This is a genomic window from Kosakonia sp. ML.JS2a, from assembly GCF_025642095.1.
In the GTDB taxonomy this organism is placed as follows: Bacteria; Pseudomonadota; Gammaproteobacteria; order Enterobacterales; family Enterobacteriaceae.
This window is the reverse complement of sequence record NZ_CP106754.1, coordinates 614,907-640,237: the sequence shown is the minus strand read 5'-3', so window position 1 is coordinate 640,237 and position 25,331 is coordinate 614,907. Positions and strand designations below refer to the sequence as shown.

Below are 25,331 nucleotides of genomic sequence, written 5' to 3'. Positions count from 1 at the left end.
TGCCGATTTAATATTGAGCATTGCGTAAAAAATATCACTGGATACAGTATGCTACCGTCAACATTTCTACGTTCGAAAGCCACACGCTGCCTGCCTGTGGTGCTGGCCGCCCTGCTGTTTGCTGGCTGTGGCACCCGGTCTGGTGACCAGAGCGCCGCGCATATTCAAGGCGCGACGCAGGCTAATTCTGCTTTTTACCTGCAGCAGATGCAGCAAAGCACAGATGATAGCAAGACCAACTGGCAATTACTCGCCATTCGTGCACTGCTGAAAGAGGGGAAAACCCAGCAGGCAAGCGAGCTGTTTGGCAAGTTGCCGCAGGATCTGAACGATACCCAGCGTAAAGAGTACAGCCTGCTTTCTGCAGAACTGAAACTCGCGCAGCGGGACTTTGCCGGCGCGCTGGCGCTACTGAATAAAATCGATCCTGCCGACCTTGAGCAACCGCAACAGGCTCGTTACTGGCAGATCGGCATCACCGCCTCTCAGGGTAAACCGTCGCTCACGCTGCTGCGCGCATTGATTGCACAGGAGCCGCTGTTAACCACCCCGGAAGAGAAGCAGAAAAATATCGATGCCACCTGGCAGGCGCTGTCGTCCTTTAATCAGGAGCAGGCAAAAGCCTTCGTGATCAACGCGGATGAAGTTACGCTGCAAGGCTGGCTTGATCTGCAACGCGTGTGGTTCGACAACCGTAACGATCCGAACATGTTGAAAGCCGGTATCACCGACTGGCAGACGCGCTACCCGCAAAACCCGGGGGCGAAAACCCTGCCGAGCCAGCTATCGAATCTGCAAAACTTTAAACCCGCATCCGCCAACAGAATCGCCCTGCTGCTGCCATTAAACGGCCAGGCCGCGGTCTTTGGTCGGGCTATTCAGCAGGGTTTCGAAGCCGCGAAAAACGGTGTGTCTGCGGTTTCCGGCCCGGCAGTACCGCAACAGGTGGCTCAGGCAGCGACCAGCCCGGTAGTGAGTCCATCGCAAACCAGCGTCAGCGACCTGACCGACGCGTCTGCGCAGCAAGACGCTGTCGCGCCAGATGCGCAACAAGCTGAAGCGCCGGACAGCGCTGCGCAAACCGCAACCGCAGAAACCACACCTGCGGCAGAGACGGCGCAGCCAGCAGATGCCAATGCAACGCAGCCCGTAGCCGCGCCTGCTGTGGCTGCAGCACCGGCAAACCCTGGCGTAGAGCTGAAAATTTACGACACCAGCGCACAGCCGATGGATCAGGTGCTTAATCAGGTGCAGCAGGATGGCGCCAGCATCGTGGTAGGTCCGCTGTTGAAAAACAACGTTGAAGAGCTGATGCGCAGCCACACCACGCTGAACGTACTGGCGCTCAACCAGCCGGAAAACGTCGAGAATCGCGCCAACATCTGCTACTTCGCCCTCTCTCCGGAAGATGAAGCCCGCGATGCCGCGCGCCATATCCACGAACAAGGTCGCCATGCGCCGTTGTTGCTGATCCCACGTAGCCCGCTTGGCGATCGCATCAGCAACGCCTTTGCCCAGGAGTGGCAAAAACTGGGCGGCGGCGTAGTGCTGGCACAAAAATTTGGTTCTACCGCTGAGCTGCGTATGGGGATTAACAGCGGTTCCGGCATTGCGATGACTGGCAGCCCGGTGCTCTCCAGCCTGCCGAAACAGCAGGGCGTTACCATTGGTGGGCTGAACATTCCTGCGCCGCCGACCGATGCGCAAATCAGCGGCAGTGGCAACATTGACGCGGCGTATATCGTGGCGACACAGGATGAAATTGCGCTGATCAAACCAATGATCGCCATGCGTACCGGCAGTCAGAGCGGCGTGATGCTGTATGCCAGTTCCCGTAGCGCACAGGGCGGCGCTGGCCCGGACTTCCGCCTTGAAATGGAAGGCCTGCAATTTAACGACATCCCGATGCTCGCTGGCGCCAACCCCTCATTGATGCAGCAGGCGCTGAAAAGCGTGAACAATGACTATTCACTGGCGCGGTTGTATGCAATGGGCGTTGATGCCTGGTCGCTGGCGAATAACTTCTCGCAAATGCGCCAGGTGCCAGGGTTCGAACTCAATGGCAATACCGGCGATTTGACCGCCACTCAGGATTGCGTGATCAACAGGAAGTTGTCATGGCTCAAATACCAGCAGGGGCAAATCGTCCCGGCGAGTTAAGTCGTAAACAGACCGGCGACGCGTGGGAAGCCAAAGCGCGTTGCTGGCTGGAAAGCAAAGGACTGCAGTTTATCGCCGCCAACGTGCGTGAGCGCGGCGGCGAGATTGATTTGATAATGCGGCACAATCACACCACCGTATTTATCGAGGTGCGTTATCGCAGGTCAGGCCGTTTCGGCGGAGCCTTGAGTAGCGTCACCCGGACGAAGCAAGTGAAACTGCTGCATACCGCCCGTTTGTGGCTCGCCCGGCACAATGGGAGTTTTGATACTGTGGATTGCCGGTTTGATGTGGTAGCCTTCACCGGAAATGAGGTTGAGTGGATACAAAACGCCTTTAACGACCACTCATAATTGCTGAATTATAGGGATTACCGTGCTCGAACGAATTAAAGTCTGCTTTACGGAAAGCATTCAAACGCAAATTGCGGCGGCGGAAGCGTTGCCTGACGCCATTTCCCGCGCCGCCATGACGATGGTCCACTCCCTGCTTAACGGCAACAAAATCCTCTGTTGTGGCAATGGCACCTCTGCCGCCAACGCACAGCATTTTGCTGCCAGCATGATCAACCGTTTTGAAACAGAACGCCCCAGTTTACCTGCCATTGCACTTAATACCGATAATGTGGTCTTAACGGCAATAGCAAACGATCGTCTGCATGATGAGATTTACGCCAAGCAGGTTCGGGCGCTCGGTCATACCGGCGATATTCTGCTCGCTATCTCTACGCGGGGTAACAGTCGCGATATCGTTAAGGCCGTGGAAGCGGCGGTAACGCGCGATATGTCGATCATCGCGTTGACGGGCTATGACGGTGGCGAGCTGGCGGGTCTGCTGGGGCCGCAGGATGTCGAAATTCGTATTCCTTCCCACCGCAGCGCGCGCATTCAGGAGATGCACATGCTGACGGTCAATTGCTTATGCGATCTGATTGATAACACGCTTTTTCCTCACCAGGATGATTAAGGAGTACACATGAAGGCATTTACGCCCCTCGCAGTCCTTATTTCCGCGCTGCTGTTACAAGGTTGTGTTGGCGCTGTGGTGGTAGGTTCCGCAGCAATGGGCACCAAAGCTGCGACGGATCCGCGTACCGTGGGCACCCAGGTTGACGACAGTACACTGGAACTGCGCGTGAATAGCGCGCTGTCGAAAGACGAACAGATTAAGAAAGAAGCGCGTATTAACGTCACTGCCTATCAAGGGAAAGTGTTGCTGACCGGCCAGGCGCCGAACACCGATCTCTCTTCCCGGGCAAAACAGATTGCCGTAGGCGTTGACGGCGCCACCGAAGTCTTTAACGAGATCCGCCAGGGTCAGCCGATTGGTCTGGGCACGGCCTCTTCCGATACCTGGATCACCACCAAGGTGCGTTCTCAGCTCTTAAGCAGCGACCAGGTGAAATCGTCTAACGTGAAAGCCACCACGGAAAACGGGGAAGTGTTCCTGATGGGCCTGGTGACCGACCGTGAAGGCAAAGCTGCGGCGGACATCGCCAGCCGCGTCAGCGGCGTCAAACACGTCACCACCGCGTTTACCTTTATCAAGTAATGCGCGTTCGCCACCTCCACAGGAGGTGGTTTAAGATTGATAACAAAAAACCCGGCATTGCCGGGTTTTCTTTTTCTTTGACCACCATCCATCAGAACAGCGCAATCATTCCGGTAAGTATCCCGCACAGCGCCACCAGGCCCGCCGTCATCCACAAGGCTTTCGCCGGGAATGATTTGCGCAGCATGATAAGCGACGGCAAACTCACCGCCGGTAACGTGATCAGCAATGCCAGCGCAGGGGCCATGCCCATACCGGCCAGCATCATGGTCTGAACAATCGGGATTTCCGCCGCTGTCGGGATGACAAACAGGCAGCCGACAATCGCCATGGCAATCACCCACAGCAGCGTGTTGTCGATAGCACCATCCGCATGCGGGAACAACCAGACGCGCGCAGCGCCCAGCACCAGTACTGCCAGAATATAAACAGGAATGGTGCTCCAGAAGAGCTGCCACAGCGCTTTCCCCCAGCGGGCCATAAAGCTGCCCTGCGGCTCCGGCAGCGTGATATCCACGGCATCCGCCTGCTGCGGATTCTCTTTCACCAGCGCCTGCACCAGCATCGCCACGCCAAGGACCGTCACCAGTCCCGCCACAAGGCGAATGGCAGCAAAATGCCAGCCGAGCACAAACCCCATAAACACCAGCGTGGCCGGGTTCAGCAATGGGTTACCCATCCAGAATGCCAGTGCACCACCCATCGACACGCGCTGGCGACGCATACCGGCGGCAACCGGCGCCGCGCAGCAGGAGCACATCATGCCAGGCAAGGCGAACAGCGTACCAAAGAGCGTACCGCTAAAGCGTTTTTGCCCCAGCGTGCGTAGCAGCCAGTCACGCGGGATCAACACCTGAATTAACGATCCCAGCAACACACCCAGTACGGCGGCTTTCCAGACGGCAAGGAAATAGACCATTGCGTAATCCCATGCCGCTTTAAACGGACTGGCATCGGCCTGCGCGAGAATAGATTTACCAATACTGTGTGTTTCTGCAGCCGTGAAGGCTTTGCCGTAATAAGGCTGCCATTTCACATACCAAAGACCAACGATAACAACAAGAAAGAACAGTGCGGGTTTCCACCACTGAAAGCGGGGTGCCGCCTGAGATGAAGACTGACCAGTCATAACATTCCCCGGGGATAATGTGGTTTGAGCCTGCGAATAGTACGCCGGAAATGCTATTTTGCAAATGCACGCTCAACGGCAATGGCGCGAAGCTGTGCCGACCCGATGATCTGTACCCCATAGGTATTTGGCGAAAATGCCAGCGTCAGTAACGCCAGCGCGACATCCTGCGCGTTAATTGACTTCCAGTTGCCCGGGAGAAAACGAAACAGCGGTGCCAGCAACGACTCATTAAAGCGCGTCTTCTGGCGATCTCCCAGTAGCATCGACGGGCGGGCGATTGTCAATGAAGGCCATCCCTGCGCGATTAACGCATTCTCCATTTCGCCTTTTACGCGGTTATAAAAAAAGGGAGAGCGTGCATTGGCTCCCATGGCACTGACCACCAGCATCTGTTTCGCCCCCAGCCGCAAACTGGCTATCGCCGTGTCCACCACCAGCGTGAAATCCGCATGGATGAATGCCTCTTTACTGCCCGCTTCGCGCCGTGTGGTGCCAAGGCAGCAAAAGACCGTGTCCACGGGTTCCGTGACCTGTGCCAGCGCATCGGTTAATTGCGGATCGTGGGGATTGAACACGCCCGCGACGTCACCCAACGGACGCCGTGTTGGTGCAGCAATGGAGGTGATGCGCGGCTCGTTAATCAGTAGCCGCAGCAAATGCCCACCCACCAGACCGGTCGCACCGGTCAGTAATATACGTTGCATCTCTTCCCCCTTTGCAGATGAATCCGTCTTGCAATACCCGCCCGCTGAACCAGGCTTACTGTTCTGGTGAATTATCAGTATGGATAATTCGCCTCTCTGAAGCCAAAACAACGGAGGAATTATGAGCAAGAAAATTGCTGTCTTGATCACCGACGAGTTTGAAGATTCAGAATTCACGTCGCCGGCGCAGGAATTTCGTAAAGCCGGGCATGAAGTGATCACCATTGAGAAACAAGCAGGGAAAACCGTGCACGGTAAAAAAGGCGAAGCCGATGTGGTGATCGATAAAGCCATTGATGACGTTAGCCCGGCGGATTTTGATGCGCTGTTGCTACCGGGTGGGCATTCACCGGATTATCTGCGCGGAGACGATCGCTTTGTGACCTTTACGCGGGACTTTATCAGCGCCGGTAAACCTGTTTTCGCCATTTGCCACGGCCCACAGCTGCTGATCAGCGCAGATGTGGTGAGAGGCCGTAAACTGACGGCGGTGAAACCCATCGTTGTGGATGTGAAAAACGCCGGGGGCGAGTTTTATGACCAGGAAGTGGTGATCGATAACGATCAACTGATCACCAGCCGAACCCCCGATGATTTGCCCGCCTTCAACCGCGAAGCACTGCGTTTACTGGGTGCCTGATTCACGGAGCCAGTGAAGCTTTTTGCCAAACCCCAGCGTGTTGTCGGTGAATTTCACCTCGTTGAGGCGAATTTCCCACATCGGGGCTGACAACATGCGAGCTACCGGAAAGCGACGGTTGTACTGCGCGCGCGGTACCGCGCTTTCCTCTTCATCCAGCCGACGGATCTCCCCGGCGAACTGCACGCCCCGGATCAACGCCACGGTTTTCGGTTGACCGTTTACCGTACCGGCGACCTGCGCTTTCAGACCGGTCATTTGCCCATGGCGCGTCTGATCTTCACTCAGGACATAAAACGCCACGGCGTGCGGATCATAGAAATAAAATGCATTGGCGCACCATAACTCTCCCCTGTTCGCCACGCACCAGGTCACCACATGCTGTTTTGCCAGCCAGCGATTAATGGCCACAAGAGTCTCCATTTTTGCCCTTCCTCGTGTTATTTTCCCGTTCACATTAACATAATGAATACCGCCATGACGCCCTGGTTTCTCTATCTTATTCGTACACCGGATAATGCCCTCTACACCGGCATTACTACCGATGTCGCGCGCCGATTTGCGCAGCATCAAAACGGAAAAGGGGCAAAAGCGTTACGGGGAAAAGGCGCGCTGGAGCTGGTCTTTTCGGCGCAGGTAGGGGAAAAATCGTTAGCGCTGCGGCTGGAATACCGAATCAAACAGTTGACCAAGCGCCAGAAAGAGCGCCTCGTCGCCGGAGATGGCGCATTCGAAGCGCTGCGGGAGAGTTTGTTATCGCCTGCGGTTACAGGCGATTGAAGTGCTCTGAATACTCAACCAGACCACGTACGCCGTTTAAGGCATCGTCAGCCAGGCGGTGCACCAGAAACGCCGCTTCGGTTTCCGGCCAACGGCAGTGCAGGCCGTGCTGCGCCGCGTTTTCAAAACCGAGACGGCTGTAGAACGCCGGATCGCCCAGCGTCACCGCGGCCGCGTAGCCAAACTCATTCAGCGAATCCAGCCCTTCATACACCAACTGGCGCGCAAGGCCCTGCCCGCGGTACTGTTCGTCCACCGCCAGCGGCGCAAGCCCGACCCATTGCAGCTCTTCGCCCTCAACCGTAACCGGGCTGAACGCAACGTAGCCAATCACTTGCCCTTCATCATCGGTTGCGACAAATCCCAGCGTGATCAAACCGTCTTCGCGCAGATCGTGCACCAGCCGGGCTTCGCCCTCGCTGCCAAAGCTGCGCCGGAGCAACGCGTCGATACCCGGCGCATCAATGGGAATTTCAACTCTAATCAGCATGGCTCACCTACAGAAGGTTGTGTCGTTGCAGGCGGCGCTTGCAGGCCAGCCTCAACAAATTCCGCCAACTGCAACAGCATCACCCGCAGGGGTTTTGGCATCTGCTCCAGTTCAATGGCGTCCATCAAATTCTTAACGTAAAGCCCCAGCTCCGTATCCCCTTCAATCACCAGTCGGCGCTGGAAGAAGAGCGTATCCGGATCCTGTTTGCGTGCGGCAATCATCAGCAAATCGCTGGCATCCGCGCTGAAGCTCACATCGGCGTCCGCCGATTCGCGCACGATCAACCGCCCGTCCTCAACAGAGGTATACCACGTCAGGCCGATATCACGAACCTGAATACTTAACCAGCGGCCTTCCAGAAACTCAAGCTCTCCGTCCGCCAGAGCCTGTTGGAACTGCCAGCGCAGCACCTGCTCCAGTACCTGGCGCTTGATGGCGAAAGGCGTCAGCTTAACCGGCACACTCAGTAACGACGGACCAAAGTGAACAAGATGTGAACGCAATTTTTCCAACACGAGCTTTACTCCCTGAAATGATAATGACTGCTATTTTGCCACACCAGTGAAATGACATAGCGGCGCAAATCAACAATTACACAATAAATCGGCCCCGATTATTGGTATTGCCAATACACATTTAACTGCCTCAAATCAAGAATTGTCGCAGACAGGTTAACTAAAATCCCAGTTCGTTAACAATTAGCGCCCCCAGGGGTACGACCGGGCCACTGCGCCCCCGATTGCAGGATACACTATGGAGTTGCTCTGCCCTGCCGGAAACCTTCCGGCATTGAAGGCGGCCATCGAAAACGGCGCCGACGCTGTCTATATCGGCCTGAAAGATGACACTAACGCCCGTCATTTCGCCGGACTCAATTTTACGGAGAAAAAACTCCAGGAGGCGGTCAGTTTTGTGCATCAGCATCGCCGCAAACTGCATATTGCCATCAACACCTTTGCGCATCCGGATGGCTACTCGCGCTGGGAGCGTGCGGTGGATATGGCGGCGCAAATTGGTGCCGATGCGTTGATCCTAGCGGATCTGGCGATGCTGGAGTACGCCGCCGAGCGTTATCCGCACATTGAACGCCATGTTTCCGTGCAGGCTTCTGCGACCAATGAAGAGGCTATCCGTTTTTATCATCGCCACTTTGATGTCGCCCGCGTCGTGCTGCCGCGTGTGTTATCTATCCACCAGGTTAAACAACTGGCCCGCGTCACTCCTGTGCCGCTGGAAGTGTTCGCCTTCGGCAGCCTGTGCATTATGGCGGAAGGACGCTGCTACCTCTCCTCTTACCTGACGGGTGAATCGCCGAATACCGTGGGCGCATGCTCCCCGGCGCGCTTTGTCCGTTGGCAGCAAACCCCACAGGGGCTGGAATCCCGCCTCAACGAGGTGCTGATCGATCGTTACCAGGATGGCGAAAACGCGGGTTACCCGACTCTGTGTAAAGGGCGTTATCTGGTGGATGGCGAGCGCTACCACGCGCTGGAAGAGCCCACCAGCCTGAACACACTTGAATTGCTGCCGGAACTGCTGGCGGCGAACATCGCCTCGGTCAAAATCGAAGGGCGCCAGCGTAGCCCGGCCTATGTTAGCCAGGTGGCAAAAGTGTGGCGTCAGGCAATCGATCGCTGCATGGCTTCCCCGCAAAATTTCGTGCCGCAGCCCGCGTGGATGGACACGCTGGGATCGATGTCTGAAGGTACGCAAACCACCCTTGGCGCGTACCACCGTAAATGGCAGTAGGTAGAACATGAAATATTCATTAGGACCGGTGCTTTACTACTGGTCAAAAGAGACGCTGGAAGACTTTTATCGCCAGGCGGCAAACAGCACCGCCGATGTTATCTATCTTGGCGAAGCCGTTTGCAGCAAGCGCCGCGCGACCAAAGTCGGCGACTGGCTGGATATGGCGAAGGAACTGGCGACCAGCGGTAAACAGGTGGTGCTTTCCACTCTTGCACTGGTGCAAGCGTCATCCGAGCTGAACGAACTCAAACGCTATGTCGATAACGGCGAATTCCTGCTGGAAGCCAGCGATTTGGGCGTGGTGAATATGTGCGCGGACCGCAAGCTGCCGTTTGTCGCCGGGCATGCGCTCAACTGCTATAACGCTGTGACGTTACGCTTGTTGCTGAAGCAAGGCATGGTGCGCTGGTGCATGCCGGTGGAGCTTTCCCGCGACTGGCTGATTAACCTGCTCGATCATTGCGATGCGCTGGGCATCCGTCAGCAATTTGAAGTGGAAGTGCTCAGCTACGGTCATTTGCCGCTGGCCTACTCCGCGCGCTGCTTTACGGCACGTTCGGAAGACCGACCGAAAGACGAATGCGAAACCTGCTGTATCAAATACCCGAACGGTCGCAGCATGCTGTCGCAGGAAAATCAGCAGGTGTTTGTGCTTAATGGCATCCAGACCATGAGCGGCTATGTCTACAATCTCGGCAATGAACTGACATCAATGAACGGGATTGTGGACGTGGTGCGTCTGTCGCCGATGGGTAATGACACGTTTGCCATGCTCGATGCGTTTCGTCGCAATGAAGCCGGCGCATCACCGTTGCCACTGGCGTCAAACAGCGACTGTAACGGCTACTGGCGCAGGCTACCGGGCCTGGCGCTGCAACAGTAAAAAGGCTCAAGTTGTTAACAGCTATCAGCAAAGGTTAATGCACTATAAAAGTTGCAGCTTTTCTGGCCGGGCGCGGCACATTGCGCCAGGCTGGAAGAAGACCTTCAATCTGATGACGATGCTGTAGCAAAGTGAGTTTTTATGTCTGATAAAACCATTCCTTTTTCGGTGCTCGATCTGGCGCCGATCCCGCAACATTCCAGCGCCCGCGAGGCGTTTACGCACTCGCTGGATCTGGCAAAACTCGCCGAAAAGCGCGGTTATCACCGTTACTGGCTGGCGGAGCACCACAATATGACCGGTATCGCCAGCGCGGCGACCTCGGTGTTGATTGGCTACCTGGCGGCGAATACGCAAACCCTGCATCTGGGTTCCGGCGGCGTTATGCTCCCAAATCATTCACCACTGGTGATCGCAGAGCAGTTCGGCACGCTGAATACGCTTTATCCTGGCCGTATTGATCTTGGACTGGGTCGCGCACCTGGTAGCGATCAGCGCACAATGATGGCGCTGCGTCGCCATATGAGCGGCGATATTGATAACTTCCCGCGTGATGTGGCAGAACTGGTGGACTGGTTTGATGCCCGCGATCCGAATCCACACGTGCGCCCGGTGCCAGGCTATGGCGAGAAGATCCCGGTCTGGCTGCTGGGTTCCAGCCTGTATAGTGCACAACTGGCTGCACAGCTTGGTCTGCCGTTTGCGTTTGCCTCGCATTTTGCGCCGGATATGCTGTTCCAGGCGCTGCATCTCTACCGCTCCAATTTCAAACCTTCGGAGCGGCTGGAAAAACCGTACGCGATGGTGTGCATCAATATTGTCGCCGCCGACAGCAACCGCGATGCGGAATTCCTGTTTACCTCCATGCAGCAGGCCTTTGTGAAACTGCGCCGTGGCGAAAGTGCGCAGTTGCCGCCGCCGATCCAGAGTATGGATCAATTCTGGTCACAGTCGGAGCAGTTCGGCGTGCAACAGGCGCTAAGCATGTCTTTGGTGGGCGATAAGGCGAAGGTGCGCCACGGTCTCGAATCCATTCTGCGGGAAACGGATGCAGACGAGATTATGGTTAATGGGCAGATTTTTGATCACCAGGCGCGACTGCATTCATTTGAGCTGGCCATGCAGGTGAAAGAAGAACTTCTGGGTTAGCGTTTCACCGGGTGGCGCAGGCCAGTCAGCCGCGCCCCCCGGCTTTATGCTACTGGTAAACCGGCAACAGATTAAAGCTGGAAAGCAGATGCACCGCCGCGTTGCCCGCGCCAAACAACAGGATCAATACAATCATTGGCTTACCGCCCCAAACGCGGAAAATCGGGCTGCCAAAGCGTTTGCGGGACGCATTCGCCAGTAACGCCGGCACGATGGCCGCCCAGATGGTCGCGGCCAGACCCGCATACCCAATGGCGTATAAAAACCCATTCGGCCAGAGCACACCGCCAATGATCGGTGGCGTGAATGTCAGCAGTGCGGTTTTAAAACGCCCCAACGGAGAGTCATCAAAGTTGAACAAATCCGCCAGATAGTCAAACAGCCCCAGCGTTACGCCGAGGAAAGAACTGGCGACGGCAAAATTCGAGAAAATCACCAGCAGCAGATCCAGACTGCGGCTGTTCAACACGCCGCTCAACGCCTGTACCAACACATCAATATTTCCGCCCTTTGCCGCGATGTCGATAAACGCCGGACGCGGAATATTGCCCATGGTCACCAGTAGCCAGATAACGTACAGCCCCAGCGCCAGCAGCGTTCCGTAGACCAGGCAACGGATGATGGTGCGCGGATCCTTACCGTAGTACTTCATCAGGCTCGGTACATTGCCGTGATAACCGAACGACGCCAGACAGAAAGGCAGGGTCATCAATAAGTACGGTGTATAGGAGGTGTTGCTTTGCGCCACATTCAACAGCGTGGCGGGCTGCACATGCCCGAGCAAGCTACCGAAGGTCAGGAAGAACGTGATCACTTTCGCACCCAGCACAATTGCGGTCATCCGGCTAACTGCATGGGTTGAGAGCCAGACAATAAATGCCACTCCCAGTGCAAAGCAGAATCCCGCCAGCCGCGCCGGAACATTAAGTGACAGCTCTGAAAAGGTGTGGTGCAGAATAGAACCACTGGCCGAAATATAGGCGTAGGTCAGGATATAAAGCACAAAAGCAATGGAGACGCCATTCACCAGGTTCCAGCCTTTACCCAGCAGATCTTTGGTGATCGTGTCAAAGCTCGCACCGCTGCGATAGTTCAGGTTCGCTTCGAGGATCATCAACCCGGAGTGCAACATGCAAAACCAGGTAAAAACGAGCGCCAGAAGCGACCAGAAGAACCACGCGCCGGACATCACCACTGGCAGCGAAAACATGCCTGCGCCGATGATCGTACCGCCGATAATCACCACCCCGCCGAGCAGCGAAGGGGAAGCCTGTGTGGTTGTCAGTGTCGACATCTGAAAAATTCTCCTGTGGTGATGCAATGCCGGAAATAGAACCGCTGCATTGTACCAGTACAGGAGTACATTGCAGATAAAAAAAGCCCCAATCATTTCGATCGGGGCTGTATCTTTTTCTTTACGACCTGTAACGCAGAATAATCAGCGTTAATTACGCATCATTACGACGACGTGGAGCGCTGTCGTCACGATCGCGACGCGGTGCACGACGTTCGCCACCGAAACCACGGCCTTCCTGACGCTCACCGCTGAAACGGCGACCTTCACCACCGCGACCGCCTTCACGACGCTCGCCACCGAAGCCACCGCCACGACGCTCACTACCACCGCGACGTTCGCTACGCTCGCGCGGCTGCGCATCGCCCAGCAGTTGCATATTCATCGGCTTGTTCAGAATACGCGTGCGGGTAAAGTGCTGCAGAACTTCGCCCGGCATGCCTTTCGGCAGCTCGATAGTGGAGTGGGTGCCAAACAGTTTGATGTTACCGATGTAGCGGCTGCTGATGTCGCCTTCGTTAGCGATAGCGCCAACAATATGACGAACTTCAACACCGTCATCACGGCCCACTTCAATACGGTACAGTTCCATTTCGCCAACATCACGACGCTCGCGACGCGGACGATCTTCACCACCACGTTCCGGACGGTCGCCACGCGGACCACGATCGTTACGATCGCCACGGCGTTCGAAACGATCATCACGCTCGCGGAATTCACGACGCGGACGCATCGGCGCATCCGGCGGCAGGATCAGCGGACGTTCGCCCTGCGCCATTTTCAGCAGTGCAGCGGCCAGCGTTTCGATATCCATCTCTTCTTCAGAAGAAGGCTGGATTTTCGCCAACAGCGCACGGTACTGGTCCAGATCGCTGCTTTCCAGCTGCTGCTGTACTTTCGCGGCGAATTTTTCCAGACGGCGTTTGCCCAGCAGCTCTGCGTTCGGCAGTTCCACTTCCGGAATGGTCAGCTTCATCGTACGTTCGATATTGCGCAGCAGACGGCGTTCGCGGTTCTCAACGAACAGCAGCGCGCGACCGGCGCGGCCCGCACGACCGGTACGGCCAATACGGTGAACGTAGGATTCAGAATCCATCGGGATGTCATAGTTGACAACCAGGCTGATGCGTTCAACGTCCAGACCACGAGCCGCAACGTCGGTCGCAATCAGGATATCGAGACGACCATCTTTCAGACGTTCCAGCGTCTGCTCACGCAGCGCCTGGTTCATGTCACCGTTCAGCGCGGCGCTGTTATAGCCGTTACGCTCCAGCGCTTCCGCCACTTCCAGCGTTGCGTTTTTGGTACGCACGAAAATGATCGCCGCATCAAAATCTTCCGCTTCCAGGAAGCGAACCAGCGCTTCGTTTTTACGCATGCCATACACCGTCCAGTAGCTCTGGCTGATGTCCGGGCGCGTGGTAACGCTGGACTGAATGCGCACTTCCTGCGGCTCTTTCATAAAGCGGCGGGTGATGCGACGGATAGCTTCCGGCATGGTTGCAGAGAACAGTGCGGTCTGATGACCTTCCGGGATCTGCGCCATGATGGTTTCTACGTCTTCGATAAAGCCCATACGCAGCATTTCGTCGGCTTCATCCAGTACCAGACCGCTCAGTTTAGAGAGATCCAGCGTACCGCGTTTCAGGTGATCCAACAGACGACCCGGCGTACCGACGACGATCTGCGGCCCCTGACGCAGGGCGCGTAATTGCACGTCATAACGCTGGCCGCCATACAGAGCAACCACGTTTACGCCGCGCATATGTTTAGAGAAATCGGTCATCGCTTCAGCGACCTGAACCGCCAGTTCGCGGGTCGGAGCGAGCACGAGGATCTGCGGCGCACGCAGGTCCGGATCGATGTTGTTAAGCAGTGGCAGGGAAAACGCTGCGGTTTTACCGCTACCAGTCTGGGCCATACCCAGCACGTCACGACCAGAAAGCAGGTGCGGAATGCACTCAGCCTGGATCGGAGATGGTTTTTCGTAACCGAGATCGTTAAGGGCTTCAAGGATAGGAGCCTTCAGGCCCAGATCTGCAAAAGTGGTTTCGAATTCAGCCATGTAGTACAAGTGCCTCTATGTCATTGGCGGCCAGTCTACATAACTCATCGTGAAAAAAATTAGCAATTTTCATTGAAAAGTGTGAACCGGCTCAAAGTAGGTTAATTAACGAACAATAAAGCCCTCACCCGTGAAGGTGATGGCAATCAAAAAAGATTACGGGCTGATATGTTCGTCAGCTATTGCTGGTCCGATTCTGCCAGGTCGTCGTGCTCCTGGCCCAAGAGCGCTAATTCCAACAATGCGTAACGGTGCTCAACAAAGTTATGTACGTTGTTAGCAACCGCTAGTTTGAACAGTGCCGTGGCGCTGTCCTTATCCCCCAGACTTAGGTAGTACTTACCTAAATAGAAGTTGGTTTCACTGAGATGCTCAGCGAGCGAGGTGTTATCCGTTGCGTCTGCCTTCAGGCGATCCATTAGCGTTGCTTCGCTAATGTCGCCGAGGTAGAACTCGACAATGTTCCATCCCCACTGTTCCTGGTCCGATTTTTCGAAGCGCTGTTTCAGTGCTTCTTTAGCCTGCTTCTCATCAAGCTTCCGCTCAACGATGTAAAGCCACAGACTTCGGAAAGGATCATTAGGATCGTCTTGATAAAACGCCAGCAGATCATCTTGCGCTAACTTATTACGACCGCCGTAATGCAAGGCAATGCCGCGATTCAAGTGCGCGTAGTTGTAAGTTGGATCAAGCTCAAGTACAGAATCAAACGCTTCATAGGCAGCATCAAAATTGCCTGCCTGCGTTAAATAAATGCCTAAGTAATTGAATACTTCAGGCATATCGGGTCGAATCGCCAGCGCTTGTGAAAAATCATTCCGCGCCAGGGCTCTCAAACCGAGGCTATCATACAATACTCCGCGCTCATATAAAAGCTGTGCGCGTTCGTCATCGGTTAAAGCCCGACTGGCAAGAATTTGTTCCATGCGTGCCAGAATCACTTCCTGCTGCAAAGTCGGTTGCAATGGCACCGCGAGGACTTCGCTCTTACGCCAGGCAGAGTTGCTGCATCCTGCCAGCGTTAAAGCTGTCGCAACGAAACACCAGCGCAAAAAAGGCTTCATTTCCCACTCCCGAAGACAACTATTGGATGAACGTCCTGTCCCCCGGCTGCAAACATGGCGTCCTGCCTGCTAATACGCCCTCCGCATAGGCGGAGGGCAAAGGCAACCTTACTCGCCCTGCTCTGCCTGCGGCGCTTCTGCCGCTTCAGCAGGCTGAGTTTGCTCAGTTGCTTCTTTAATGCTCAGACGGATACGGCCCTGGCGATCAACTTCCAGAACTTTCACCGGCACTTCCTGGCCCATCTGCAGATAGTCGGTCACTTTCTCAACACGCTTGTCAGCGATCTGAGAAATATGCACCAGACCTTCTTTACCGCCACCAATGGCAACAAATGCGCCAAAGTCAACGATACGGGTCACTTTACCATTGTAGATACGACCAACTTCGATCTCGGCAGTGATCTCTTCGATACGACGGATAGCGTGTTTTGCTTTGTCGCCGTCGGTTGCAGCGATTTTCACAGTACCGTCATCTTCGATTTCAATAGTCGTGCCGGTTTCTTCGGTCAGCGCACGAATTACGGAGCCGCCTTTACCGATCACGTCTTTGATCTTGTCCGGATTGATCTTGATGGTATGGATACGCGGTGCAAATTCAGAGATATCGCCGCGCGGCGCGTTAATCGCCTGCTCCATCACGCCCAGAATATGCAGACGCGCGCCTTTCGCCTGATTCAACGCAACCTGCATGATCTCTTTAGTGATACCTTCAATTTTGATATCCATCTGCAGCGCAGAGATACCGTCGCGGGAACCCGCAACTTTGAAGTCCATATCGCCCAGGTGGTCTTCATCACCCAGGATATCGGACAGAACAACAAAGTTGTCACCTTCTTTCACCAGCCCCATTGCGATACCGGCAACAGCCGCTTTCACCGGCACGCCTGCGTCCATCAGCGCCAGAGATGCGCCGCATACAGATGCCATGGAGGAGGAGCCGTTAGATTCGGTGATTTCAGAAACCACACGCACGGTGTACGGGAATTTTTCTGCATCCGGCATCACTGCCAGTACGCCGCGTTTCGCCAGGCGACCGTGACCAATTTCACGGCGTTTTGGTGAACCCACCATCCCGGTTTCGCCTACGGAGTACGGAGGGAAGTTGTAATGGAACAGGAAGGAGTCAGTACGCTCGCCCATCAGTTCGTCGATGATCTGTGCATCACGTGCGGTACCCAACGTTGCTGTCACCAGTGCCTGAGTTTCACCACGGGTGAACAGTGCGGAACCGTGAGTACGCGGCAGTACGCCGGTGCGAACGTCCAGACCACGGATCATGTCTTTTTCGCGGCCATCGATACGCGGTTCGCCAGCCAGTACGCGGCTACGCACAACGTTTTTCTCGATAGCGTGCAGGATTTCACCCAGCTCGTTAGCGTCCAGCGCTTCGTCTTCGGCAACCAGCGTAGCGATAGTTTCAGACTTAATCACGTCAACCTGAGCATAACGCTCTTGTTTGTCAGTGATGCGGTAAGCATCGCTCAGACGTGATTCCGCCAGCGCAGCAACACGCGCGTTCAGTGCTTCGTTTACTGCTTCCGGCTGCCAGTCCCAACGCGGTTTGCCAGCTTCTTTCACCAGCTCGTTGATGTTCTGGATAACAACCTGCTGCTGGTCGTGGCCAAATACCACCGCACCCAGCATCTGGTCTTCGCTCAGCAGTTCTGCTTCAGATTCAACCATCAGCACTGCCGCTTCAGTACCGGCAACAACCAGGTCCAGCTTACTGGCTTTCAGCTCTTCCTGAGTCGGGTTCAGCACGTACTGGTCATTGATGTAACCAACACGAGCAGCGCCGATTGGGCCGTTAAACGGGATACCAGACAGAGACAGCGCAGCAGAGGCACCGATCATCGATACGATGTCCGGGTTAACCTGCGGGTTGACGGAAACGACAGTGGCAATAACCTGAACTTCGTTCACGAAACCTTCCGGGAACAGCGGGCGAACCGGGCGGTCAATCAGACGCGCAATCAGGGTTTCGCCTTCACTCGGGCGGCCTTCACGACGGAAGAAGCCACCAGGGATTTTACCCGCAGCGTAAGTACGCTCCTGATAGTTAACGGTCAGTGGGAAAAAGTCCTGACCTGGTTTCGCTTTTTTCTGGCCGACAACGGTAACAAATACTGCGGTGTCATCCATGCTTACCATTACAGCAGCGGTGGCCTGACGGGCCATCATGCCGGTTTCCAGTGTGACGGTGTGCTGGCCATACTGGAATTTACGAACGATCGGATTCAGCAAAATTCTATCCTTTCTTAATGAATATCAGCACACCGCTGGCGTGCTGAGTATTTAACCGGACCTTCTTGCATCCTCGCGACTAATGACAACCCTGACCCGCCCCATTGCGGATAAAGCCTCTCATTAGCCGCGCGAACCTCTGCAACGAAGATCATACATGGCAACAATACATTAGTTTACTGCCAATTGCTGCCGCCTGGTTGAAAAAAGGGGCCTTGAAGGCCCCTTCTTGAAACTCGCCAGACTTAGCGACGCAGACCCAGACGCTCGATCAGCGCAGTGTAGCGTGCAACGTCTTTACGTTTCAGGTAGTCGAGCAGTTTACGACGCTGAGAAACCATGCGCAGCAGACCACGACGGCTGTGGTGATCTTTTTTGTGCTCTGCAAAGTGACCCTGCAGGTGGTTGATCTGAGCAGTCAGCAGTGCAACCTGAACTTCGGTAGAACCGCTGTCGTTAGAACCACGACCAAACTCGGAAACGATTTTTGCTTTAGCTTCAACGCTTAGAGACATTTTAAACTCCAATAATAAAAAAAATGAAAGGGCGCCGATCTCTAATTCAGCGACCCCAGGTTTAACGTCGCACGATGTTAAATACATAGCCCGACGTTAAGCGGCAATATTCTACTCGCAGTAGCAGCTTCCCGCAAGGAGAGGCCGTTATACCGCAGGATACTCCACGACCAGACGACGCGGTGCAACGCGGCCTTCGTCGTCAATTTCACCCATGCCGATGAATTTCGCTTCGTCACCTTCTGTCACGCGCACCAGCCCCTCTTTTGGCGCAGCCGATGTACGCACCGGCTGACCATTTTTAAAGTACGCAGCCACAACGGACGGGATATTAACAACCGGGAAATCTGACGCAGGGCTATCCATCGGCATCAGCAGCGGATCCAACAGTTGTTCCGCCGGAATAGCCTGCTGTTCAGCCTGCTCCACCAGTTCACGCAACTGTTCGAGCGTGACCATGCGCTCGACGGGGTACTTACTCACCGCCAGACGACGCAGGTAAATAACGTGCGCGCCGCAACCGAGTTTCTCGCCCAGATCATCAACGATCGTGCGGATATACGTCCCCTTCGAGCAGTGAATTTCCAACTCAAGCTCATTACCTTCATGGCGTATAAACAGCAGCTCATAAACCGTGATTGGCCGGGCTTCGCGCGGGACGTCAATTCCCTGGCGCGCATATTCGTAGAGCTTCTTTCCTTGATACTTCAACGCAGAATACATCGACGGGATCTGTTGCGTATCGCCGCGGAAACTTTCCAATGCCGCCGCCAGTTGCTCTGGGGTGAACGTCAGAGGGCGTTCTTCGACAATCTGCCCATCTGCATCCGAGGTATCGGTACGCTGACCAAGGCGGGCAATCACCCGGTAGCGTTTATCAGAATCCAGCAAATATTGAGAGAATTTCGTCGCTTCCCCCAGACAAATCGGCAGCATGCCGGTTGCCAGCGGATCCAGCGCGCCAGTGTGCCCGGCGCGATTGGCATTATAGAGACGCTTTACTTTTTGCAAGACATCATTGCTGGAAGCGCCTTGCTGTTTATCCAGCAGCAACACGCCATGCACATCGCGACCGCGACGACGAGGACGACTCATCAGTCCTCCTTGCTGTCGTCCGGATTCACCCGACGCTCGTCATCGTGTTTCACGACGCTTGTCACGAGATTGGACATGCGCATCCCTTCTACCAGCGAGTTGTCATAGAAGAAGGTCAGTTCCGGCACAATACGCAAACGCATCGCTTTACCCAGCAGCGTACGGATAAAACCTGATGCATCATGCAATGCTTTAATACCCGCTTTGACAGAGGCTTCGTCTTTGTCGTTGAGGAAAGTGACAAACACTTTGGCGTAGGCCAGATCGCGGGACACTTCCACACCGGAAACGGTGGTCATCATACCCAGACGTGGATCTTTGATTTCGCGCTGCAGGATAATAGCAATTTCTTTTTGCAGTTCCTGAGATACGCGCTGCGGGCGACCAAATTCTTTCGCCATAATAATTCTCCAGACTAAAAAGGGGCCGTAGCCCCTTTTGATATTTCTTGCCGGGTGGCGCTTCGCTTACCCGGCATACATGACTGACACTGTTGCGTCGATTACTCGATGGTACGCTGGATCTCAATGATTTCGAACACTTCGATCATATCGCCGGTACGTACGTCATTGTAGTTCTTCACGCCGATACCACATTCCATACCGTTACGAACTTCGTTGACGTCATCTTTGAAGCGACGCAGGGATTCCAACTCGCCTTCATAGATAACCACGTTGTCGCGCAGTACGCGGATCGGGTTGTGACGTTTAACCACACCTTCGGTAACCATACAGCCTGCGATGGCGCCAAATTTCGGTGATTTGAAGACATCACGAACTTCCGCCAGACCGATGATCTGCTGTTTCAGTTCCGGAGACAGCATACCGCTCATCGCCGCTTTCACTTCGTCGATCAGGTTATAGATGACGGAGTAGTAACGCAGATCCAGGCTTTCTGCTTCGATCACACGGCGCGCAGAGGCATCCGCACGAACGTTGAAGCCAACCAGAATGGCGTTGGAAGCGGCAGCGAGGGTCGCATCGGTTTCGGTGATCCCACCTACGCCGGAGCCAACGATCTTCACTTTCACTTCGTCGGTAGACAGTTTCAGCAGTGAGTCGGCAATTGCTTCCACGGAACCCTGAACGTCTGCTTTCATGACGATGTTCACTTCATGAACTTCGCCTTCGGTCATGTTAGCAAACATGTTTTCCAGTTTGGATTTCTGCTGACGCGCCAGTTTAACTTCGCGGAATTTGCCCTGACGATACAGCGCCACTTCACGCGCTTTCTTCTCGTCACGAACAACAGTCGCTTCATCACCCGCAGCAGGAACACCGGACATACCGAGAATTTCGACTGGAATGGACGGACCGGCTTCGCTTACTTCACGACCCAGTTCGTCACGCATTGCACGCACACGACCGTACTCAAAACCACACAGCACGATATCGCCTTTATGCAGAGTACCTTCACGAACCAGAACCGTTGCTACCGGACCACGACCTTTATCCAGGAAGGATTCGATAACCACGCCGCTTGCCATACCTTTACGCACGGCTTTCAGCTCCAGAACCTCAGCCTGCAGCAGGATAGCGTCCAGCAGGTCATCGATACCGGTACCGGCTTTCGCAGATACGTGTACGAACTGGCTTTCGCCGCCCCACTCTTCCGGGATGATCCCGTACTGGGTCAGTTCGTTTTTAACACGATCCGGATCGGCTTCTGGTTTATCAATCTTGTTCACTGCAACTACCACCGGTACCTGCGCCGCTTTCGCGTGCTGGATAGCTTCGATGGTCTGCGGCATTACGCCGTCGTCTGCAGCAACAACCAGCACCACGATGTCCGTTGCCTGAGCACCACGGGCACGCATTGCGGTAAACGCGGCGTGACCTGGGGTATCCAGGAAGGTGATCATCCCGTTGTCAGTTTCAACATGGTAAGCACCGATGTGCTGAGTAATGCCGCCCGCTTCGCCAGAAGCCACTTTCGTCGAACGAATGTAGTCAAGCAGAGAGGTTTTACCGTGGTCAACGTGACCCATAATGGTCACTACCGGCGCGCGCGGTTCTGCCGCCGCCCCCGTATCACGGTCGCTCATTACCGCTTCTTCCAGTTCGTTTTCACGACGCAGGATGACTTTGTGCCCCATTTCTTCAGCAACGAGCTGCGCGGTTTCCTGGTCGATAACCTGGTTAATGGTAGCCATCGCACCCAGTTTCATCATCGCTTTGATGACCTGAGAGCCTTTTACCGCCATCTTGTTAGCCAGCTCGCCAACGGTCAGGGTTTCGCCAATCACCACGTCACGGTTAACAGCCTGCGCCGGCTTCTGGAAGCCCTGCTGCAGAGAAGAACCTTTACGTTGTCTGCCACCTTTGCCACCACGAACGGCGGCACGCGCTTCTTCGCGATCGGCTTTGCTTTCAGCGTGCTTGTTGCCTTTCTTAGGACGCGCGGCTTTCGCGGTGCGACCACGACCACGTCCGCCTTCAACTTCACGGTCGTTGTCATCTTCAGCCTGACGCGCATGCTGGGAAGTGGTTACGTGATAATCACCGGTAGTCTCTTCTTCTTCGCTACTACCAGCGGTCCAGCCATTTTCGTTCTGTTCTGCCATACGACGAGCTTCTTCCGCTACGCGACGCGCGTTTTCTTCCAGTTTACGACGAGCCTCTTCCTCCGCTTTGCGCTTGAGTTCTTGCGCTTCGGATTCACGACGGGCTTTTTCCGCCTGGGCTGTCCTGGTCATTTCGTCAGATTGTTGGTTGCTCACTTTGCTATTTTCCGCAGCCTCGCGTTTTGCATTTTCAGCATGTTCGCGTTTAGCTTTTTCTTCGGCTTCACGTTTCACACGGCTTTCGGCGTCACGCTTTGCTTTTTCCCCGGCTTCGCGTTCAGCGGCTTCCTGTGCTTCACGACGGGCCTTCTCTTCCGCTTCACGCATCGCCTCTTCTTCCGCAGCGAGACGTTCAGCCTCTTGTGGATCGCGTTTTACAAAGGTGCGTTTTTTACGGACTTCGATCTGCACCGATTTACTTTTACCACCGGTGCCCTGAATACTTAATGTACTGCGCGTTTTGCGCTGCAGCGTCAGCTTATCAGGCCCGGCACCGTGTTCACGGTTCAGGTGCGCTAATAGCGTCTGCTTTTCTTGCGCCGTCACTGAATCTTCAGAGGACTTGCGGATCCCTGCATCAGCAAATTGCTGTACCAGGCGGTCCACAGAGGTCTGAATCTCAGCGGCCAGCGTTTTTACGGTTACATCTGTCATGCTGTTCCTTCCTGCTACAGTTTATTACGCTTCGTCACCAAACCAGCAAATATTACGTGCGGCCATGATGAGCTCACCTGCTTTCTCGTCGGTTAACCCTTCGATATCACTCAGGTCATCCACGCCTTGCTCAGCGAGGTCTTCCAGCGTACAAACACCACGAGCAGCCAGTTTGAAAGCCAGTGCGCGATCCAAACCTTCCAGATTCAGCAGGTCTTCAGCCGGTGCTTTATCGCTAAGGCTTTCTTCCTGCGCCAGTGCCAGAGTGGTCAACGCATTCTTCGCGCGATCACGCAGGGCTTCAACAGTGTCTTCATCCAGACCGTCGATTTCCAGCAGCTCTTTGATAGGCACATAGGCCAGTTCTTCCAGCGTAGAGAAACCTTCTTCAACCAGAACAGTGGCGAAATCTTCGTCAATGCCCAGGTAACGGGTGAAGGTATCGATCGCCGCATGCGCTTCGGCCTGATGCTTAGATTGCAGGTCTTCAACGGTCATTACGTTGAGTTCCCAGCCGCTCAGTTGAGACGCAAGACGCACGTTTTGACCATTACGGCCGATCGCCTGCGCCAGGTTGCCCGCTTCAACAGCGATATCCATCGTGTGTTTATCTTCATCCACGACGATAGAGGCAACGTCAGCCGGCGCCATCGCGTTGATAACGAACTGCGCCGGGTTGTCGTCCCACAGCACAATATCAATACGCTCGCCGCCAAGCTCAGTAGAAACCGCCTGAACACGCGCGCCACGCATACCAACACAGGCGCCGACCGGATCGATACGCTTGTCGTTAGTTTTTACCGCGATTTTTGCGCGTGAACCCGGATCGCGGGCTGCGGCTTTAATTTCAATCACTTCTTCGCCAATTTCCGGCACTTCAATGCGGAACAGTTCGATCAGCATTTCCGGTTTGGAGCGGGTAACGAAAAGTTGCGCACCACGTGCTTCAGGGCGCACGGCATACAGTACGCCACGAATGCGGTCACCTGGACGGAAGTTTTCGCGCGGCAGCATATCTTCACGCAAAATCACAGCTTCAGCATTATTGCCAAGATCGAGCGTGATATTGTCGCGGTTCACTTTTTTCACGACGCCAGTGATGATTTCGCCTTCATGCTCGCGGAACTGATCAACCACCATCGCGCGTTCAGCTTCGCGAACTTTCTGTACGATAACTTGCTTAGCCGTTTGCGTCGTGATGCGGTCAAAAGTTACCGATTCGATCTGATCTTCAACGTAATCGTCAACGTTCAGGCTCTCATCTTCGTAACGCGCCGCTTCCAGAGTGATTTCGCGCGTCGGCTGAGTCACTTCTTCAACGACGAGCCAGCGACGGAATGTATCGAAATCACCGCTTTTGCGATCGATGCTTACACGCACATCGATCTCTTGTTCGTATTTTTTCTTGGTTGCTGTAGCCAGAGCACTTTCCAGCGCTTCAAAGATTTTTTCACGCGGAAGCGACTTTTCATTAGAAACAGCTTCAACAACAGCCAAAATTTCTTTGTTCATTGGGGGCCTTTCACCTCAATCCAGACTGTTAAAAGTGGGGGACCAGGTTCGCTTTCTGAATGTTGCTCAATGCGAACACTTCATCTTTACCTTCGACCGTAACGGTGATCATCTCGCCATCGACATCTTTAATGATGCCCTGCCATTTACGGCGATTCTGTACCGCCATGCGCAGGACCAGCGAGACTTCTTCGCCCTTAAAACGCGTATAGTGCGCAGCCGTAAACAAAGGACGCTCAAGACCTGGTGAAGACACTTCCAGGTTGTAAGCGACAGTAATCGGATCTTCTACGTCCAATACCGCACTGACCTGGTGGCTGACATCAGCGCAATCATCAACATTGATGCCATCTTCACTATCAATATAGATGCGCAGCGTGGATGTGCGCCCACGTATAAACTCGATACCGACCAGTTCATAGCCCAGTGCTTCAACCGGTGCCGTAACCATCTCTGTTAACTTTTGCTCTAATGTGGACAAGTCCACCCCCAAGACATAAAAAAAGGGCGTATAGCCCAGTTATTCCGTAGTCAGATAACAAAAAACCCCGATAAGTCGGGGCTTTAAATAACTGAACCCTATAGCTGCAAATGCAGCCTGGAGAACCTTCCGTGAGTATTTTTTTCAAATCCGGCTACGAAGGCATTAAGTCTTCATAGTATATTTGAAAAAAAACACTTAGGGAAAGTGGTTGCGGGGGCCGGATTTGAACCGACGACCTTCGGGTTATGAGCCCGACGAGCTACCAGGCTGCTCCACCCCGCGCCTGAAACGTGACAAACTCTACTCGTTTGAGAGCGAATTTGCAAATAATGCTGGGATTTGGTACCGAAGACGGGACGTAAAATCGGCCTGAAGTATATTGATAAACATAACTGTCTGTCAACAGCAAGCATTAGCATCCTGTGCGCATTCATGTATGCACATTATAGATGAAGGGGTGACATGTCCTATCGATGCATCGCAGCATTAATGCAATGAAAATTGCACTCTTCTCTTTCGGTCATCGTCAAAAGATGATTAAATGAAAACTCACTTATTTTGCATAACCATTCATTAATGCGTTTCAGGTGGATGGCA

Annotated in this window: 25 protein-coding genes and 1 tRNA gene; 9 read left to right on the top strand and 17 right to left on the bottom strand. The window is 54.5% G+C overall.

Annotated elements, in window-relative coordinates; genetic code table 11:
• The first annotated feature begins 48 nt into the window (after positions 1–48).
• The 4 genes from N7922_RS03060 to dolP are packed head-to-tail and all read left to right on the top strand — an operon-like array spanning position 49 to position 3,711.
• Positions 49–2,160: a penicillin-binding protein activator gene (locus tag N7922_RS03060; protein WP_263099180.1), complete on the top strand. Its 2,112-nt coding sequence runs from the start codon at positions 49–51 to the stop codon at positions 2,158–2,160.
• The gene (locus N7922_RS03055; RefSeq protein WP_263099179.1) at positions 2,118–2,513 is read left to right on the top strand and encodes a YraN family protein; all 396 of its coding nucleotides are present in this window, start codon (positions 2,118–2,120) and stop codon (positions 2,511–2,513) included. The genes N7922_RS03060 and N7922_RS03055 overlap by 43 nt, the downstream gene beginning before the upstream one ends.
• 22 nt (positions 2,514–2,535) lie before the next feature.
• Positions 2,536–3,126, top strand: a complete 591-nt coding sequence (diaA, locus tag N7922_RS03050) for a DnaA initiator-associating protein DiaA (protein WP_040016590.1) — start codon at positions 2,536–2,538, stop codon at positions 3,124–3,126.
• A gap of 9 nt (positions 3,127–3,135) precedes the next feature.
• Positions 3,136–3,711, top strand: a complete 576-nt coding sequence (gene dolP, locus N7922_RS03045; protein ID WP_263099178.1) for a division/outer membrane stress-associated lipid-binding lipoprotein — start codon at positions 3,136–3,138, stop codon at positions 3,709–3,711.
• 91 nt (positions 3,712–3,802) lie between these two features.
• On the opposite strand, the gene N7922_RS03040 is transcribed toward dolP, so the two are convergent.
• Together N7922_RS03040 and N7922_RS03035 are read right to left on the bottom strand one after the other, a co-directional pair.
• Complete coding sequence (locus tag N7922_RS03040; protein ID WP_263099177.1) at positions 3,803–4,840, bottom strand: permease; 1,038 nt, start codon at positions 4,838–4,840, stop codon at positions 3,803–3,805.
• A 53-nt stretch (positions 4,841–4,893) separates the two neighbouring features.
• Entirely contained in the window at positions 4,894–5,547 is a 654-nt protein-coding gene (locus tag N7922_RS03035; RefSeq protein WP_263099176.1) for an NAD(P)H-binding protein, read from the bottom strand.
• 121 nt (positions 5,548–5,668) lie between these two features.
• Here N7922_RS03035 and N7922_RS03030 point away from each other — a divergent pair, with 121 nt between their 5' ends.
• Positions 5,669–6,187: a type 1 glutamine amidotransferase gene (locus N7922_RS03030; RefSeq protein ID WP_263099175.1), complete on the top strand. Its 519-nt coding sequence runs from the start codon at positions 5,669–5,671 to the stop codon at positions 6,185–6,187.
• Here the strand turns inward: N7922_RS03030 and N7922_RS03025 are convergent.
• The gene (locus N7922_RS03025; RefSeq protein ID WP_263099174.1) at positions 6,173–6,610 is read right to left on the bottom strand and encodes a YhbP family protein; all 438 of its coding nucleotides are present in this window, start codon (positions 6,608–6,610) and stop codon (positions 6,173–6,175) included. The two genes, N7922_RS03030 and N7922_RS03025, sit on opposite strands and share 15 nt — an antisense overlap.
• Positions 6,611–6,664: 54 nt before the next feature.
• Between N7922_RS03025 and N7922_RS03020 the strand changes: the two genes are divergently transcribed.
• Positions 6,665–6,967, top strand: a complete 303-nt coding sequence (locus tag N7922_RS03020) for a GIY-YIG nuclease family protein (RefSeq protein WP_263099173.1) — start codon at positions 6,665–6,667, stop codon at positions 6,965–6,967.
• Here N7922_RS03020 and N7922_RS03015 read toward each other — a convergent pair.
• Both N7922_RS03015 and N7922_RS03010 read right to left on the bottom strand, forming a co-directional pair.
• Positions 6,954–7,457, bottom strand: a complete 504-nt coding sequence (locus N7922_RS03015) for a GNAT family N-acetyltransferase (protein WP_263099172.1) — start codon at positions 7,455–7,457, stop codon at positions 6,954–6,956. The two genes, N7922_RS03020 and N7922_RS03015, sit on opposite strands and share 14 nt — an antisense overlap.
• Positions 7,451–7,975 (bottom strand): SCP2 domain-containing protein, encoded by a 525-nt coding sequence (locus N7922_RS03010; protein WP_061493032.1) that lies wholly within the window; start codon positions 7,973–7,975, stop codon positions 7,451–7,453. The genes N7922_RS03015 and N7922_RS03010 overlap by 7 nt, the downstream gene beginning before the upstream one ends.
• Before the next feature lie 238 nt (positions 7,976–8,213).
• Here N7922_RS03010 and N7922_RS03005 point away from each other — a divergent pair, with 238 nt between their 5' ends.
• The 3 genes from N7922_RS03005 to N7922_RS02995 all read left to right on the top strand — a co-directional run bounded on the left by N7922_RS03005 (position 8,214) and on the right by N7922_RS02995 (position 11,244).
• The gene (locus N7922_RS03005) at positions 8,214–9,209 is read left to right on the top strand and encodes a peptidase U32 family protein (RefSeq protein WP_263099171.1); all 996 of its coding nucleotides are present in this window, start codon (positions 8,214–8,216) and stop codon (positions 9,207–9,209) included.
• 7 nt (positions 9,210–9,216) lie between these two features.
• Positions 9,217–10,095: a U32 family peptidase gene (locus N7922_RS03000; protein WP_263099170.1), complete on the top strand. Its 879-nt coding sequence runs from the start codon at positions 9,217–9,219 to the stop codon at positions 10,093–10,095.
• A gap of 141 nt (positions 10,096–10,236) precedes the next feature.
• Positions 10,237–11,244 carry a luciferase-like monooxygenase gene (locus N7922_RS02995; RefSeq protein WP_263099169.1) on the top strand — a complete coding sequence of 336 codons (1,008 nt, stop codon included), beginning with the start codon at positions 10,237–10,239 and terminating at the stop codon, positions 11,242–11,244.
• A gap of 49 nt (positions 11,245–11,293) precedes the next feature.
• On the opposite strand, the gene mtr is transcribed toward N7922_RS02995, so the two are convergent.
• From mtr to N7922_RS02940, 12 genes are all read right to left on the bottom strand, one after another.
• The gene (mtr, locus tag N7922_RS02990) at positions 11,294–12,538 is read right to left on the bottom strand and encodes a tryptophan permease (RefSeq protein ID WP_263099168.1); all 1,245 of its coding nucleotides are present in this window, start codon (positions 12,536–12,538) and stop codon (positions 11,294–11,296) included.
• Positions 12,539–12,692: 154 nt separating this feature from the next.
• Positions 12,693–14,603 carry a DEAD/DEAH family ATP-dependent RNA helicase gene (locus N7922_RS02985; RefSeq protein ID WP_263099167.1) on the bottom strand — a complete coding sequence of 637 codons (1,911 nt, stop codon included), beginning with the start codon at positions 14,601–14,603 and terminating at the stop codon, positions 12,693–12,695.
• Entirely contained in the window at positions 14,596–14,676 is an 81-nt protein-coding gene (yrbN, locus tag N7922_RS25290) for a protein YrbN (protein ID WP_097400725.1), read from the bottom strand. The genes N7922_RS02985 and yrbN overlap by 8 nt, the downstream gene beginning before the upstream one ends.
• Positions 14,677–14,782: 106 nt before the next feature.
• A complete protein-coding gene (nlpI, locus tag N7922_RS02980; protein WP_263099166.1) occupies positions 14,783–15,667 on the bottom strand; it encodes a lipoprotein NlpI in 885 nt (294 codons plus the stop codon).
• A 108-nt stretch (positions 15,668–15,775) separates the two neighbouring features.
• Positions 15,776–17,911, bottom strand: a complete 2,136-nt coding sequence (gene pnp, locus N7922_RS02975) for a polyribonucleotide nucleotidyltransferase (protein ID WP_263099165.1) — start codon at positions 17,909–17,911, stop codon at positions 15,776–15,778.
• Between the two features lie 245 nt (positions 17,912–18,156).
• Complete coding sequence (rpsO, locus tag N7922_RS02970; protein ID WP_017457357.1) at positions 18,157–18,426, bottom strand: 30S ribosomal protein S15; 270 nt, start codon at positions 18,424–18,426, stop codon at positions 18,157–18,159.
• A gap of 147 nt (positions 18,427–18,573) precedes the next feature.
• Positions 18,574–19,521, bottom strand: a complete 948-nt coding sequence (gene truB, locus N7922_RS02965) for a tRNA pseudouridine(55) synthase TruB (RefSeq protein WP_263099164.1) — start codon at positions 19,519–19,521, stop codon at positions 18,574–18,576.
• A complete protein-coding gene (rbfA, locus tag N7922_RS02960) occupies positions 19,521–19,922 on the bottom strand; it encodes a 30S ribosome-binding factor RbfA (RefSeq protein ID WP_263099163.1) in 402 nt (133 codons plus the stop codon). The genes truB and rbfA overlap by 1 nt, the downstream gene beginning before the upstream one ends.
• Before the next feature lie 101 nt (positions 19,923–20,023).
• Positions 20,024–22,738, bottom strand: coding sequence for a translation initiation factor IF-2 (infB, locus tag N7922_RS02955; protein WP_263099162.1), 2,715 nt, complete (start codon positions 22,736–22,738; stop codon positions 20,024–20,026).
• A 24-nt stretch (positions 22,739–22,762) separates the two neighbouring features.
• A complete protein-coding gene (nusA, locus tag N7922_RS02950; RefSeq protein WP_263099161.1) occupies positions 22,763–24,250 on the bottom strand; it encodes a transcription termination factor NusA in 1,488 nt (495 codons plus the stop codon).
• A gap of 28 nt (positions 24,251–24,278) precedes the next feature.
• Positions 24,279–24,731, bottom strand: coding sequence for a ribosome maturation factor RimP (gene rimP / locus N7922_RS02945; RefSeq protein WP_061499745.1), 453 nt, complete (start codon positions 24,729–24,731; stop codon positions 24,279–24,281).
• A 208-nt stretch (positions 24,732–24,939) separates the two neighbouring features.
• Positions 24,940–25,016 (bottom strand) — tRNA-Met (locus tag N7922_RS02940).
• Between the last annotated feature and the right edge of the window lie 315 nt (positions 25,017–25,331).

Excerpts from the sequence above, each read along its gene's own strand:
- mtr (WP_263099168.1), bottom strand. The coding sequence starts at position 12,538 with ATGTCGACACTGACAACCACACAGGCTTCCCCTTCGCTGCTCGGCGGG.
- rpsO (WP_017457357.1), bottom strand. The coding sequence starts at position 18,426 with ATGTCTCTAAGCGTTGAAGCTAAAGCAAAAATCGTTTCCGAGTTTGGT.
- infB (WP_263099162.1), bottom strand. The coding sequence starts at position 22,738 with ATGACAGATGTAACCGTAAAAACGCTGGCCGCTGAGATTCAGACCTCT.
- yrbN (WP_097400725.1), bottom strand. The coding sequence starts at position 14,676 with ATGAAAATTGCTAATTTTTTTCACGATGAGTTATGTAGACTGGCCGCC.
- N7922_RS03055 (WP_263099179.1), top strand. The coding sequence starts at position 2,118 with ATGGCTCAAATACCAGCAGGGGCAAATCGTCCCGGCGAGTTAAGTCGT.
- N7922_RS03035 (WP_263099176.1), bottom strand. The coding sequence starts at position 5,547 with ATGCAACGTATATTACTGACCGGTGCGACCGGTCTGGTGGGTGGGCAT.
- N7922_RS03020 (WP_263099173.1), top strand. The coding sequence starts at position 6,665 with ATGACGCCCTGGTTTCTCTATCTTATTCGTACACCGGATAATGCCCTC.
- N7922_RS03015 (WP_263099172.1), bottom strand. The coding sequence starts at position 7,457 with ATGCTGATTAGAGTTGAAATTCCCATTGATGCGCCGGGTATCGACGCG.
- N7922_RS03000 (WP_263099170.1), top strand. The coding sequence starts at position 9,217 with ATGAAATATTCATTAGGACCGGTGCTTTACTACTGGTCAAAAGAGACG.
- rbfA (WP_263099163.1), bottom strand. The coding sequence starts at position 19,922 with ATGGCGAAAGAATTTGGTCGCCCGCAGCGCGTATCTCAGGAACTGCAA.
- N7922_RS02985 (WP_263099167.1), bottom strand. The coding sequence starts at position 14,603 with ATGGCTGAATTCGAAACCACTTTTGCAGATCTGGGCCTGAAGGCTCCT.
- N7922_RS03060 (WP_263099180.1), top strand. The coding sequence starts at position 49 with ATGCTACCGTCAACATTTCTACGTTCGAAAGCCACACGCTGCCTGCCT.
- N7922_RS03025 (WP_263099174.1), bottom strand. The coding sequence starts at position 6,610 with ATGGAGACTCTTGTGGCCATTAATCGCTGGCTGGCAAAACAGCATGTG.
- nusA (WP_263099161.1), bottom strand. The coding sequence starts at position 24,250 with ATGAACAAAGAAATTTTGGCTGTTGTTGAAGCTGTTTCTAATGAAAAG.
- nlpI (WP_263099166.1), bottom strand. The coding sequence starts at position 15,667 with ATGAAGCCTTTTTTGCGCTGGTGTTTCGTTGCGACAGCTTTAACGCTG.
- N7922_RS03040 (WP_263099177.1), bottom strand. The coding sequence starts at position 4,840 with ATGACTGGTCAGTCTTCATCTCAGGCGGCACCCCGCTTTCAGTGGTGG.
- dolP (WP_263099178.1), top strand. The coding sequence starts at position 3,136 with ATGAAGGCATTTACGCCCCTCGCAGTCCTTATTTCCGCGCTGCTGTTA.
- N7922_RS02995 (WP_263099169.1), top strand. The coding sequence starts at position 10,237 with ATGTCTGATAAAACCATTCCTTTTTCGGTGCTCGATCTGGCGCCGATC.
- N7922_RS03030 (WP_263099175.1), top strand. The coding sequence starts at position 5,669 with ATGAGCAAGAAAATTGCTGTCTTGATCACCGACGAGTTTGAAGATTCA.
- truB (WP_263099164.1), bottom strand. The coding sequence starts at position 19,521 with ATGAGTCGTCCTCGTCGTCGCGGTCGCGATGTGCATGGCGTGTTGCTG.
- N7922_RS03005 (WP_263099171.1), top strand. The coding sequence starts at position 8,214 with ATGGAGTTGCTCTGCCCTGCCGGAAACCTTCCGGCATTGAAGGCGGCC.